Consider the following 13055-nt stretch of genomic DNA (forward strand, 5'->3'; position numbering starts at 1 on the left):
TGCTCATTGGCTAAAACACCAATGAGCACATTGTGATTGATTTAGAAATCTTCTTTGTCTACTCCGAGTTTGCTCAGGTCCATACCGAAGTGCAGACCTCTTTCATTCAACACTTGTTCGATCTCTGAAAGAGATTTTTGACCGAAGTTGCGGAACTTCATCAAGTCTTCCTGCTCGTATTGCACCAGTTCGCTCAAGCTATTGATCTTAGCGGCTTTCAAGCAGTTGAAAGCACGAACGCTCAGGTCTAAGTCTTCCAGAGGCGTTTTCAATACTTTGCGCAGTTGCAATGTTTGCTCGTCGACGATATCTTCTTTCTTTTCTTCTTTGCTGTCGAAAGTGATGTTTTCATCCGTAATGATCATCAGGTGTTGGATCAAAATACGGCTGGCTTGTTTTACAGCTTCTTCCGGATGAATTGTACCATCTGTGGTTACATCCATTACCAGCTTTTCAAAGTCGGTACGTTGTTCCACACGGGTATTTTCGATGCTGTATTTTACATTCTTTATCGGTGTATAAATAGCATCGATAGGAATATAACCTACAGGAGCATCTTTAGGTTTGTTCTCTTCAGCAGGAACATAACCACGACCTTTACCAATGGTCAATTCGATATCCAGTTTAACAGAATTGTCCAGAGTGCAGATCAACAGCTCAGGATTCATGATCTGGAAAGAGTGAGTACCATCAGCAAGCATACCGGCAGTAAACTCAGTTTTGTTTTTGATGCTCAGCATGATGCGTTCATTCTGAACATCGTGGTCTACTACCTTCTTGATACGAACCTGTTTCAGGTTCAGGAGAATTTCAACCACATCTTCAGAAACACCATGGATTGTAGCAAATTCATGCTCCACGCCTTCAATTTTCACACCTACAATAGCATAGCCTTCCAAAGAGCTAAGCAGAACACGGCGCAGGGCGTTACCTACGGTAACACCATAACCTGGTTCCAAGGGACGGAATTCAAACTGAGCTTCAAAGTCAGTTACTTTTTGAAGAACGATCTTATCAGGTTTCTGAAAATTTAAAATAGCCATATCGGTTTACGATTTACTTTTTTACGATTTACGATTTGGCCTAAGATATTAAAAGAGGAACTCGATTAAGCTCTTAGTACCATTATTTAGAGTACAACTCGACGATTAGTTGTTCCTTGATATTCTCAGGAACACTTTCCCTTTCTGGGTAGGTAATGAAAGTACCTTGCATTACAGTTTCATTCCAGTCAACCCAGTTGAACTTTTGGTTCTTACCGCGGATCTGACTAGTAACAGCAGTGTTGTCTTTGCTCTTGTCTTTTAGAGAAATGATATCACCAGGCTGTAATTGGAAAGAAGGAATGTTTACGACTTCACCGTTTACTGTTACGTGCTTGTGGCTAACCAACTGACGAGCAGCAGGACGAGAAGGAGCGATACCCATACGGAAAACTGTGTTATCCAGGCGTGCCTCTAACAACTTGATAAGGTTTTCACCGGTTACACCTTTGCGGCGAGCGGCTTCTTCAAAAGTTTTGCGGAATTGTTTCTCCAATACCCCGTAAGTGTATTTTGCTTTTTGTTTTTCGCGCAGCTGGAGGGCGTATTCGCCTAAGCTTTTGCGCTTACGGGCAGCACCATGCTGACCGGGAGGGTTACTGTTTTTACCCAACCATTTACCATTACCCAGGATGGGCTCACCGAAAATTCTTGAAATTTTGGTCTTAGGACCATTGTAACGTGCCATATTATTATTTCATTTCCGCTTTTTAGAAACCGGTGTTTAATCAGTAAAAACGGTAAAAATCAATTAAACACCCTTTATATAAATGAAAGTATCAGGCTATAAAAAAGTTACGATTTACAATTTACGATGTACAATTTAAGGAAACATTGCCTTTACTTGCCAACCGTAGATATAAAACCGTAACTATGCTATATTAAACTCTTCTTTTCTTAGGAGGACGGCAACCATTGTGAGGCAATGGAGTTACGTCTTTGATCATTGAGATCTCGATGCCGCTGTTGGAAAGAGCACGGATAGCGCTTTCACGACCAGCACCAGGACCTTTTACATAAACATCTACTCTTCTCAAGCCTGCATCAACCGCTACTTTAGCAGCGTCTGAAGCAGCCATTTGAGCTGCGTATGGGGTGTTCTTTTTAGAACCTTTGAAACCCATTTTACCAGCGCTAGACCAAGAAATTACTTGACCTTGCTTGTTGGTTAAACTAACGATGATGTTGTTGAAAGAAGCTGTAACGTGAGCATCGCCATAGGCATCCACCTTTACGACTCTCTTTTTCGCAGCAGCTTTAGCGCTTACTTGTGCTTTTGCCATTGTTCTTAGGTAATCTTTAAATTGTTTTTGAAATGATCACCCTGTTTAAGCAGGATGATTGAACCAACCCTCCCCGCCGAAGCACCGGATCCGGCATTAGTTCAAAAGCTTCGTATAAAAAAGTTGCGAGCAATCAGTTTCGAGCATCGATACAAGTTGTCCGAAGCTCGAAACTAACCACTCGCAGCTAATCTTATTTCTTAGGTGCTTTCTTTTTACCAGCAACTGTCTTACGTTTACCTTTCCGTGTACGGCTGTTGGTTTTAGTACGCTGACCTCTTACCGGGAGACCTTTACGGTGACGAAGACCACGGTAGCAAGCGATATCCAATAAACGCTTGATACTCATTTGAACTTCAGAACGCAGAGCACCTTCTACCTTCAATTCATCATTGATTGTAGTACGGATAGCATTCAAGTCTTCATCATTCCACTCGTGTACTTTCTTGTTTCTATCGATATTATTCTTGTCAAGAATGTAACGGGCAGTAGAAGGGCCTATACCAAAGATGTAGGTAAGACCGATTTCGCCTCTTTTATTTTTGGGTAAGTCAACGCCGGCAATACGAGCCATAATTTATTTGCTATTTACGATTTTAGATTACGATTTCTAAGCTTTAAACAGTAAGAGAACATGACAACATGCAAACTCTTTCCTTTTTCAGCTCTTATCCTTGTCTTTGTTTGAAGCGAGGGTTCTTTTTGTTAATAACATACAATACACCCTTGCGACGCACAATTTTGCAATCGGCACTACGCTTCTTAATTGATGCACGAACTTTCATGACTAATTTATTACAGTTTTCTAGTTATAAATTTTACTATTACGACTTCTCCACTCTACTTGTAACGGAAAATAATCCTTCCCCTACTCAAATCATAAGGGCTCATTTGATGACGAATCAATGATTTTTTATTTGCGTCATCGAATTCGCCCAACCCTTATTACTTGTACCTAAATATTATTCTACCTCTACTTAGATCGTATGGGCTCATTTCCACACCTACTTTGTCGCCTGGCAAAATACGTATGTAGTGCATCCTCATTTTGCCGGAAATAGTAGCCAGGATTTCGTGGCCATTTTCCAACTTCACCCTGAACATAGCGTTTGACAAGGCTTCTAATATTGTTCCGTCCTGTTTAATTAATGGTTGCTTCGACATACAGATTTTGGGAGCGCAAAGATATAAGTATTACACTGAAAAAAGAAAAACGTAATTAATTATTTAACAGCAAATAAGACATTTTTGCAGCTTTTTTTTAAAAAAAACTGCCTTTTGCCGGTATTTGAGGGGCAAAAATAAGCAAGCTACGGTTTCTGAAGCTCCCTAAACGTAGCCTGCTCAATAAATTTTACTGAGTCAAGGGCTTCTCGAGAGGCACCTTGGTCATTTGGAGGTAATGATTTTGCAATTCGTGCACGTAGAGCGGGTGCTCAAAATGACGCCTGTCTTCCCGGTACCAAACATCCAGCTTGGTATAATTTCCGGGATCGTGCACCAGGACACGGAAAGGGCCTCTCATGTATTTGACACCATCTTCGGTGTTCTCACGTTCGAAGCCCAGCATTAGGAGTTCCTTTTCTGTAAGGGGCACAGGTATGATCTCTTCGGGCGTATACCAGAATTCCTGGACGCCATTAAAGACACAGGCCATGTTATCTTCACGGCTGAGTTCTTCAACGATACCGTCTCTTTCTATTCCCTCATCTATCACTCTTACGACATCTCCAACTTTAAGGTCAGTGATCTTTACCATAGCTTTTTGTTTAAAAGTTACTACGATTTTATTAGAATAATGATGACCCTAAAAAAATCTGGCCAAGCGATGAAATGAACGAAAGGTAATAGCCAATGAGTAACAATATTAAGCACTTGGACAATTGGGAAATTGGACTATATGGGAATTAAATTACTCTGCCCAACTCATCACATAGTTCTCATTTTCAATTTCTAATGCCTGTTTTGTGATCATTAGAGGATGAAAGGTATCCACCATGACGGCAAGTTCCTTGGTTTCCTTTGCACCGATGCTTTTTTCTACGGCGCCGGGATGCGGTCCGTGCGGAATGCCGCCCGGGTGAAGGGTAATCATGCCCCGGGTTACGTTTTTACGGCTCATGAATTCACCATCCACATAATAAATCAACTCATCACTGTCTATATTGCTGTGGTTGTAAGGGGCCGGAATGGATTGGGGATGGTAATCAAAAAGCCGCGGGACAAAAGAACAAACCACGAAATTATTTCCCTCAAAAGTCTGGTGGACAGGTGGTGGCTGGTGTACCCGACCAGTAATAGGCTCGAAATCGTGGATAGAGAAGGCAAATGGATAGCAGAACCCATCCCACCCTACTACATCAAAAGGGTGGGCAGCATAATGGATATTATATAAAATGCCTCTTTTCTTGGTTTTGATCATGAAATCTCCTCTTTCAGTTTGTGCCTGCAGATTCTGAGGAGGCCTTATGTCTCTTTCACAATAAGGGGAGTGTTCAAGCAGTTGACCATATTTACTGAGGTACCGTTGAGGAGGACGGATGGGGCTGAATGATTCCACAATAAAAAGCCTGTTGTTTTCATCATTAAAGTGAACCTGGTAAATCGTTCCCCGTGGAATCACCAGGTAGTCACCATACCCGAAAGGCAGTTCGCCATACATGGTGCGCAAAACCCCACTCCCCTCGTGTACGAAGATCATTTCATCGGCGTCGGCATTTTTGTAGAAATAGTCCTTAATACCTTGCTGAGGGGCGGCCAATACAATGTGTACGTCATTATTCACCAGCACAGGAACACGGCTTTCGAGAAATTCCTTTGCAGGCTTTACTTTGAAGCCCTCAAAGCTGCGATGCTGCAACATTTTCTCTTCAGCGATGTCGGGCATGAGGTTGACCGGCTTTTCTGTCTTGATTATTAGAGTAGGCGGGTTAATATGGTACAATAAGGAATAGTTGTTGGAGAACCCTTCCGTAGAAAACAATTGCTCAGAATAGAGTCCACCATCTGGTTTGCGGAATTGAGTATGGCGCTTATGTGGGATTTCCCCAAGCTTATAATAGTATGGCATAGGATCGTTTGTACCTTAAATTTAATAAACTTATCTGTGGATTGACCGAAGGAATGAGGAATGGTGAATGGTCAATGGTGAATTGTGAATTGGAGGAAAGGTAAAAGGAGGGGTTCAAAACTTGGAAGGTGGGGGTTGGTTTTGTACCTTTAGGACCAGCTCCATTGACTCCGTTCAGGGCTTGGAAGGCGTTCTGCCAGCAGGTTGTTTTCCCCTTATTTATGAGCATTTGCTCCATTCAGATCGAAGCATAGTCGAAAGATGGTCGAAGGATAGTCGAAGGATGATCGAAGTAGCATCGGCTAAAGTACCCTTAAAGTATAGCTAAAGTACGGCTGATGTACGGAGTAGACAGGGAGTTCCTATGGAGTTAGACCGCAGTAAGGTCTCTATAAAGTCTCTATAAGGTCTCTATAATATCTCTATAAAGTCCTCTATAAGGTGGGGAGGAAATGTAAAATTAAAAACTAGTGTCTGGGGATTAAATGGAAGATAAGAAATGTTGGGGAGGATGTCAAATAGCAAGCTGTTAGGCATTACATTGCACTTTTTGAAAGTTATGACAAGGATAGGATTGATTTCGGACACGCATAATTATTTGGATGAAGCTGTTTTCAGGCATTTTGAGCAATGTGATGAAATCTGGCATGCAGGAGACTTTGGCACATCTGCTATTTCTGACCGGCTAAAAGCTTTTAAACCATTAAAGGGGGTTTATGGCAATATAGATGGACTTGATATCCGTAGCCAATTTCCGGAAAAACTCCGTTGGCAATGCGAGGAAGTGGATGTATTTATGACGCATATAGGAGGTTACCCAGGGAAATATGCACCCATTGTAAAAGAAGAGTTCAAGATCAAGGCGCCACAACTTTTTATCTGCGGCCATTCACATATTCTGAAGATCATGTATGATGAAAAGTTTAAGTGCCTGCATATGAATCCGGGAGCTGCCGGTAACCAGGGATGGCATAAAGTGCGGACGCTGGTGCGGTTTTCCATTGATGGCAGGGATATTAAGGATTGCGAGGTGATTGAGTTGGGGGGGACGAGGAGTTTAGGAGCGATGGGTTAAATCCTTTAATAGGTTAAATTTGAGTATGGCAGAAACAATGATAGCACCTCCGAGAACATTAATGGAAGTTTATCAAATGCTTCCAGAAGGAACTTTAGCCGAACTTATTGACAACAAATTATATATGTCACCATCACCATTTACTAACCACCAAGAGATCTCAGTTAGCATTTCTTCAGAACTACATTTTTGGTGCAAAAAAAAGAACTTAGGTAAAGTTTATACGGCGCCTTGTGATGTTTATCTTGATGAAACCAGCAATGCGGTACAGCCTGATATAATTGTTGTACTAAATGACCAATTAGACATAATCAATACAGAAGGACATATTCATGGCATTCCAGCCATGCTCGTGGAAATTCTTTCTCCGGGTAATAAAAGCCATGACCTGATTACAAAAAAAGACCTGTATGAAAGATTTGGGGTCAAGGAATACCATATTGTTGATCCGGAGACAAAACTGGTCATCACTTTTGAACCTGTTGAGGGTAGGTACCAGAAATCCAAAGAACTAATTGGGAAATTGAGTTCATCTTTACTGGGACAGGAGTTTGAGTTTTGAACCAATTAAAGACCAGAGATCATTTTAATTTTAAAAAATGCGAAAAATAGAAAACCCCGGAATTGATCGTTCCGGGGTTTTTCAAATAGTTTTATTGCATCGAAATACAGGTTAGAACCAGCCTCTGCCTGCGCCTGCAATACGGAACGGCCAAGGTATAGAAACTAATATGATCAGCAAGGCAAGTATGTAAAAGCTTACCGTGCGACGATGCTTTATCTTGTCAGGCACGTTTTTCTTGCCCTGTGCTTTACCAATATGAAGCAAAATGATAGCGATCAACATACCGGCAAAGTGTTCAACAGCGTAAAAGCGGGTAACCGGGTCTTTCATCACTTCTCCTACCCCACCTTTTTCCTGAATGAGTTTTAAGCCCCATGCACCAGCAAACCACAGGTAAAGCCCGAGCAGCAACATTATATCAGCAAAAATTGTGAGGAATAATCCTGTTTTGGCATGACCTGCGGTAAATGGCTTGTTACCAGCACCCAGGCTTTTAAAGATGGCAACTAACAATAATAATAAAACGATCCAACGTCCTACGCTATGCGCCATTACAAGACTGTTGTAAATGCTGCTGTCCATGATACTGTTCTTTTTTATTTGCGCCAAAACTACAACAGCTTTTGATATCGTGTAAAAGAAATATCAACCTTAAAGCACTTAGCTTTGAGCTTATGAAATTGAAGGCACTTCCTTGTTCTTTAGTAATTTATTCATTGATGATTTTTTATTTTGTTGGTTGTTCCAGCAATGACGATGATGCTTCTATTCTGACACAAGCCCCTTACAAGACGCTCACTGATAGCATCAATGACTATCCCAACCGGGCAGAACTGTATCACCGCCGCGGTACCCTCTTAGCACAGTCTGAAGAACTGGATTTAGCAAAAACAGACTATTTAAAAGCATGGAGCCTGCAAGGCAGCGAAGAAAATGCGATCAGTATTGCTAGTGTATTGATGAAGCAAAACACTGACTCTGCGATCCTATTTATTGAACAAGCGCTGAAAAAGTTGCCACAAAGCATTGTGCTGCAAGTAAGCCTGGCCCGCGGCTACCAACAAAAGAAGGATTATAATAAAGCATTGACTGTATGCAACAATATAATCGTTCAATTTCCCAACCAGATCGATGCATTATTGTTGAAAGCAGAACTGCTGCAAACCATGAACAGGGGTGCAGAAGCATTGCAAACATTAGAACAAGCTTATAAGTATGCCCCCTTTGATGCGGAACTGGCTTATAACCTTGCGTTTGAATATGCACAGGCAAAGAACCCCAAGGCATTAGCAGTTGCCGATTCGCTGATTAAAATGGATTCATCAAAAAGTCATGCTGAACCGTATTATATTAAAGGTGTGTATTATGCCAATAATGGCAACACTACAGAGGCCCTTAATTTTTACAACCAGGCTATCCAGCATGATTATTATTTTATAGATGCTTATATGGATAAGGGCTCACTGCTTTATGACAGTAAAGATTATCCACAAGCGCTGAAGACTTTTCAATTGGCGGCAAAGGTCACTCCAACGTTTGCCGATGCCTATTACTGGCAGGGCAAGACAGAGGAGGCGATGGGCAAAAAACAAGAAGCGAAACAGAATTACCAGCGTGCCTACAGTCTTGATAAAAGCCTGGTTGAGGCAAAAACTGCAGCGGAGAAATTATAAGATGACTGCATTTGTCATGGTTCAAAACATGTGATCGGTTGTCTTTATTTATACGGTTTGGATTTGAAGTTTGATATTTGCGGCCTGAAACTGGAAATCAAAAACAATAAATCGTTAATATCTTATGCCTTTAGTTGCCCCTTCCCTGCTGGCTTCGAACTTTCTGCGTTTAGAAGATGAGTGCAAAATGCTGAATGAAAGTGAAGCCGACTGGCTGCACCTGGACGTGATGGACGGACGTTTTGTTCCTAATATTTCTTTTGGCCTGCCGGTTATTGAACATATCCGTACAGCTACAAAAAAAGTTTGTGACGTGCACCTGATGATTGTTGAGCCTGAAAAATATATTGAAGATTTCAAAAAGGCAGGTGCGGATGTTTTGACCATTCATTATGAAGCCAGTAACCATTTGCACAGGATTGTACAGCAAATCAAATCGCTGGGCATGCAGGCAGGGATTTCGCTGAACCCCCACACTCCCGTCGCTCTACTGGAAGATATACTGGAAGATGTGGACATGATCCTGATTATGAGCGTAAACCCCGGCTTTGGAGGCCAGAAGTTCATTCCGCAGTCATTCAAAAGAATTCGCCAGTTGAGGCAAATGATCGATGAAAGGGGACTTAATGTAAAGATTGAGGTTGACGGTGGCGTTACGGTTGAGAATGCAGGACCACTTGTCCAGGCTGGTGTTGATGTTTTAGTAGCAGGGAATACAGTGTTTAAATCTAAAGACCCTAAGGCTACCATTGCAGCGTTGAAGAGAGCAGGGTGATTGGATACCCCCCAGTCCGCCTGAGGCGGAGAGCATCCGCGCACATAATCCTAGTTAGGGATGGATTTAGAGATGGGAGGAAAGGAAGGAGATATTAGATATTGGATATTGCTGGTTTTAGGATTTGAGAGGGAAAGAGATTGGCTTTAATTTTAGGAAGTAATTGACGTCAATTATGAAAGATCTGTTTTCTGAGCAGGCGGCGGAATATGCCAGGTACAGGCCTTCATACCCGGCAGAACTTTTCGAATACATTTATTCTTTTATTACAGAGCATAAAGCTGCCTGGGACTGTGCCACGGGAAACGGCCAGGCAGCTCTTCATCTTGCCCAACACTTTGACCAGGTTATTGCATCAGACATCAGCACTGCACAATTGGCTTTGGCTCCGTCTGCTCCTAATATACAATATGTAAACTGCCCTGCTGAAAACACGCCTTTCCCTTTACATCACTTTGACCTGATCACAGTAGCACAAGCTTATCACTGGTTTAACTGGGAGGCATTCCGCAAAGAAGTTGCACGCGTAGGCAAACCCGATGCAGTCATTGCGGTCTGGACTTATGATCTTATTATTTCTGATGACCGGAAGCTGAACGATCTTATTCTCCACTTTTACCGCAACATTGTAGGACAGTATTGGGATGCGGAGCGCAAATGGGTTGAAGAACATTATCAAACCATTCCATTTCCTTACAAGCCGTTGCCTTCCAAAGAATTTTCCATCCTTCAGCAATTTAGCCGTGAGGACTTGATTGGATTTTTTACCAGTTGGTCGGCTTCACAAAAATATCTTCGTGCGAATGGCCAGGCAGCGACCGGTATGATTCAAAAGCACCTTGAAAGCATTTGGCCAAAGAATGAAGAGCGTACTTTCAGGTACCCGGTTTATTTGAAAGTGGGAAGAGTTTCCGAACCTTGATTTGGGAGGACATAATGGATTAGAAGGAGGTTGGATTTTTGAATAGTACATTTGTTCAACGTGTAAATTTTTACTTGCAGAGAGAAGAGTGTTTCAGTGTATTGCGACTGAAAGCAGAATTATTTCTTCTAATCATTTACTTTTAAGCTTTATAAACAACGGCTTGTGAATTTACGTTCCCTTATCGTCTACTTATTATTTACCTCTATATCTATTTGCCTTCATGCTCAAAAAAAAACAGCGGTAGTTAGTGGTAAAGTTGTGAATGAAAATGAAGAGCCATTATCTGCAGTATCTGTGACGATTTTAGGGCAGCAAACCGGTATTGCCACCAATGATTCAGGGTTATTCAGATTGAAAGTACCGGCAGACAAGGCCTTTGCACTCGTATTTTCCTATTCAGGCTACCGGCAGGTTCAACAAAATTTTATTCTGAATGAAGGAGAAGAAGAATATGTAACCATTCACCTTCAATTAAGCTCGGAGACATTAAAAGAAGTAATTGTTTCCGATCAGCGCGACCGGACGGAGATCGGACTGATCCGCCCGAACCCTAAATCTGTACTCCAACTCCCAACGCCCGTTACAGGGGTAGAGAGTATGATCAAAGTTTTTGTGGGCTCTAATAACGAGCTTACTTCCCAATACAATGTACGAGGCGGCAGTTATGATGAAAACCTGATTTATGTAAACGACTTTGAAATATTCCGTCCCTACCTGGTACGTAGCGGACAGCAGGAAGGGTTAAGCTTTATCAACCCCGAGATGGTGCACAATGTTTCCTTCTACAATGGTGGTTTCCAATCAAAGTACGGGGATAAGATGAGTTCGGTGCTCGATATTCAATACAACAAGCCCCGTGCCTTCGGAGGTTCTGCCTATGTGAGTATCCTGGAGCAAGGGCTACATTTTGAAGGTCTTGGGGCAAAGAACAAACTTTCATACATCATCGGCGCGCGCAACCGCAGCAACAAGAAATTATTAAGCAGCCAGGAAACAGAAGGGAATTATGTGCCCTCTTCAGCAGATCTGCAGGCATTGCTCACTTACCAGTTTTCTTCAAAATGGAGCGCAGAAATGTTGGGTAATATTTCTCAAACCAAGTTTTCCCTGGTACCTGAATTCAGCCAATTGACGTCTTCGGTGTTTACTCCTTATTACACCGCCAACCTTGGTGTTGATATCTATTTTGAAGGCCAGGAGAAAGACGCTTATTCCACGAAAATGCTTGGTTTCGCTACCACTTTCCGGCCCTATAGAAATTTAAAGCTAAAATGGATGGCATCACGGTTCCAGGATATTGAAGAAGAAAACATAGACATTGCCGGTGCGTATCTCTTTGGTGACCGTGATTTCGATAAATCCAACTCAACTTTTGGGACCATCGTCAATCCCCTGGGAGCAGGTGTTTACCAGAACTATGCCCGGAATGATCTCAATATTGTAGACTACAACTTTTCTCATAATGGAAGCCTGAATAAAGGCAAACATCTATTTCTTTGGGGCGTTGGATACAATAAGACCTCGATCAAAGACGAGCTAAATGAATGGGAACTGCAGGATTCGGCTGGCTATACTTTGCCTTACAATCCCAATCTTTTAGAGTTGAACAGTGTGTTGCAATCAGCGGCGGATCTGAACATCAATAAGTTTCAAGGTTATGTGCAAGATAATATGCGCTTTGGCGACTCTTCGAACGCCTTTACATTACAGGCAGGCCTGCGCTTTAATTATAACGACCTCAATAAAGAATTTCTGTTGTCTCCCCGGCTCAGTGCCTCCTGGAAACCGGACTGGGAGCGAGACATCATTTTCAGAGCAGCGGTGGGAGCTTACCATCAGCCGCCTTTTTATCGTGAACTCAGGCGGTATGACGGTTCGGTAAACACGCAGGTGAAAGCACAGAAAAGCTGGCAAACCGTTGCAGGTTTAGACTATAACTTCAAAGGCTGGAACCGGTTGTTGCGCTTTACGGCTGAAGCATATTATAAGCACATGACCGATGTGAACCCTTACGATATCGATAATGTGCGCATCCGCTATTTTGGGGAGAACAGCGCTAAAGCCTATGCAGCCGGATTGGAAATGCGCTTGTTTGGAGAGATCGTAAAGGATGCCGAAAGCTGGATCAGCCTGGGCTTTATGAGGACGCGGGAAGACCTGGAGAATGACTATTATAAGGTTTATACTGTTGACTCGTTGAACAAGCCAGTAGACAGTTCCATCACACAAAACGGATGGTTGCGCCGTCCCACTGACCGTCTGATCACTTTCGGCATGTTTTTCCAGGATTACCTGGCAACCAACAAGAATTTCAAAGTTTACCTGAACACGCTCTACGGAAGCAACCTGCCATACAATATCCCTGGCAGTGTACAATACAGGAATGCATTGACTATTGATCCCTATATACGTGTGGATATTGGCTTTAGTGCCTTGTTACTGGATACAGATAAACAAAACAGGCGCAGTCATAGTCCTTTCAGGAACTTCAATAACATTTGGGCGAGCCTGGAGGTGTTTAACCTTCTGGATCATCCCAACACTATTTCCTACTTGCTGATCAAAGATTTTGCTAATAACACCTATGCTATGCCTAACAGGCTGACGCCGAGGCTGGTGAATTTGAAGTTAGTGGCGAGATGGTAG

At 42.4% G+C, this 13055-nt stretch carries 15 protein-coding genes; 6 read left to right on the forward strand and 9 right to left on the reverse strand.

The genetic code is table 11. The features are described from left to right. Nucleotides 1-41: 41 nt before the first annotated feature. From OCK74_RS12995 to OCK74_RS13030, 8 genes are all read right to left on the reverse strand, one after another. Nucleotides 42-1043, reverse strand: coding sequence for a DNA-directed RNA polymerase subunit alpha (locus tag OCK74_RS12995; protein WP_279297478.1), 1002 nt, complete (start codon nt 1041-1043; stop codon nt 42-44). 82 nt (nt 1044-1125) lie between these two features. Next, nucleotides 1126-1731: a 30S ribosomal protein S4 gene (gene rpsD / locus OCK74_RS13000; protein ID WP_279297479.1), complete on the reverse strand. Its 606-nt coding sequence runs from the start codon at nt 1729-1731 to the stop codon at nt 1126-1128. A gap of 193 nt (nt 1732-1924) precedes the next feature. Further along, nucleotides 1925-2326 carry a 30S ribosomal protein S11 gene (rpsK, locus tag OCK74_RS13005; protein WP_279297480.1) on the reverse strand — a complete coding sequence of 134 codons (402 nt, stop codon included), beginning with the start codon at nt 2324-2326 and terminating at the stop codon, nt 1925-1927. Nucleotides 2327-2519: 193 nt separating this feature from the next. After that, nucleotides 2520-2900, reverse strand: a complete 381-nt coding sequence (gene rpsM, locus OCK74_RS13010; RefSeq protein WP_279297481.1) for a 30S ribosomal protein S13 — start codon at nt 2898-2900, stop codon at nt 2520-2522. A 94-nt stretch (nt 2901-2994) separates the two neighbouring features. Continuing rightward, complete coding sequence (ykgO, locus tag OCK74_RS13015) at nt 2995-3111, reverse strand: type B 50S ribosomal protein L36 (RefSeq protein ID WP_279297482.1); 117 nt, start codon at nt 3109-3111, stop codon at nt 2995-2997. Nucleotides 3112-3271: 160 nt separating this feature from the next. Further along, the gene (gene infA / locus OCK74_RS13020; protein ID WP_146785709.1) at nt 3272-3490 is read right to left on the reverse strand and encodes a translation initiation factor IF-1; all 219 of its coding nucleotides are present in this window, start codon (nt 3488-3490) and stop codon (nt 3272-3274) included. Nucleotides 3491-3680: 190 nt separating this feature from the next. Beyond that, nucleotides 3681-4085, reverse strand: a complete 405-nt coding sequence (locus OCK74_RS13025; protein WP_279297483.1) for a hypothetical protein — start codon at nt 4083-4085, stop codon at nt 3681-3683. Nucleotides 4086-4238: 153 nt separating this feature from the next. Continuing rightward, a complete protein-coding gene (locus OCK74_RS13030; protein WP_279297484.1) occupies nt 4239-5396 on the reverse strand; it encodes a homogentisate 1,2-dioxygenase in 1158 nt (385 codons plus the stop codon). A 511-nt stretch (nt 5397-5907) separates the two neighbouring features. On the opposite strand from OCK74_RS13030, the gene OCK74_RS13035 reads away from it, so the two are divergent. Together OCK74_RS13035 and OCK74_RS13040 are read left to right on the forward strand one after the other, a co-directional pair. Further along, nucleotides 5908-6471 (forward strand): metallophosphoesterase family protein, encoded by a 564-nt coding sequence (locus OCK74_RS13035; protein ID WP_279297485.1) that lies wholly within the window; start codon nt 5908-5910, stop codon nt 6469-6471. 25 nt (nt 6472-6496) lie between these two features. Continuing rightward, a complete protein-coding gene (locus OCK74_RS13040) occupies nt 6497-7033 on the forward strand; it encodes a Uma2 family endonuclease (RefSeq protein ID WP_279297486.1) in 537 nt (178 codons plus the stop codon). 111 nt (nt 7034-7144) lie between these two features. Here the strand turns inward: OCK74_RS13040 and OCK74_RS13045 are convergent, their stop codons facing one another. Further along, nucleotides 7145-7645, reverse strand: coding sequence for a hypothetical protein (locus OCK74_RS13045; RefSeq protein WP_279297487.1), 501 nt, complete (start codon nt 7643-7645; stop codon nt 7145-7147). Nucleotides 7646-7755: 110 nt separating this feature from the next. Between OCK74_RS13045 and OCK74_RS13050 the strand changes: the two genes are divergently transcribed. The 4 genes from OCK74_RS13050 (at nt 7756) to OCK74_RS13065 (ending at nt 13055) form a co-directional block, all read left to right on the forward strand. Further along, nucleotides 7756-8709, forward strand: a complete 954-nt coding sequence (locus OCK74_RS13050; protein ID WP_279297488.1) for a tetratricopeptide repeat protein — start codon at nt 7756-7758, stop codon at nt 8707-8709. A 124-nt stretch (nt 8710-8833) separates the two neighbouring features. After that, on the forward strand, nt 8834-9484 hold the full coding sequence (gene rpe / locus OCK74_RS13055) for a ribulose-phosphate 3-epimerase (protein ID WP_279297489.1): 651 nt from the start codon (nt 8834-8836) through the stop codon (nt 9482-9484). 175 nt (nt 9485-9659) lie between these two features. Next, nucleotides 9660-10406, forward strand: a complete 747-nt coding sequence (locus tag OCK74_RS13060) for a class I SAM-dependent methyltransferase (RefSeq protein ID WP_279297490.1) — start codon at nt 9660-9662, stop codon at nt 10404-10406. Nucleotides 10407-10571: 165 nt separating this feature from the next. After that, nucleotides 10572-13055, forward strand: a complete 2484-nt coding sequence (locus OCK74_RS13065; RefSeq protein WP_279297491.1) for a TonB-dependent receptor — start codon at nt 10572-10574, stop codon at nt 13053-13055.

The sequence above is a fragment of the Paraflavisolibacter caeni genome (genome assembly GCF_025628885.1).
GTDB lineage: Bacteria > Bacteroidota > Bacteroidia > Chitinophagales > Chitinophagaceae > Flavisolibacter > Flavisolibacter caeni.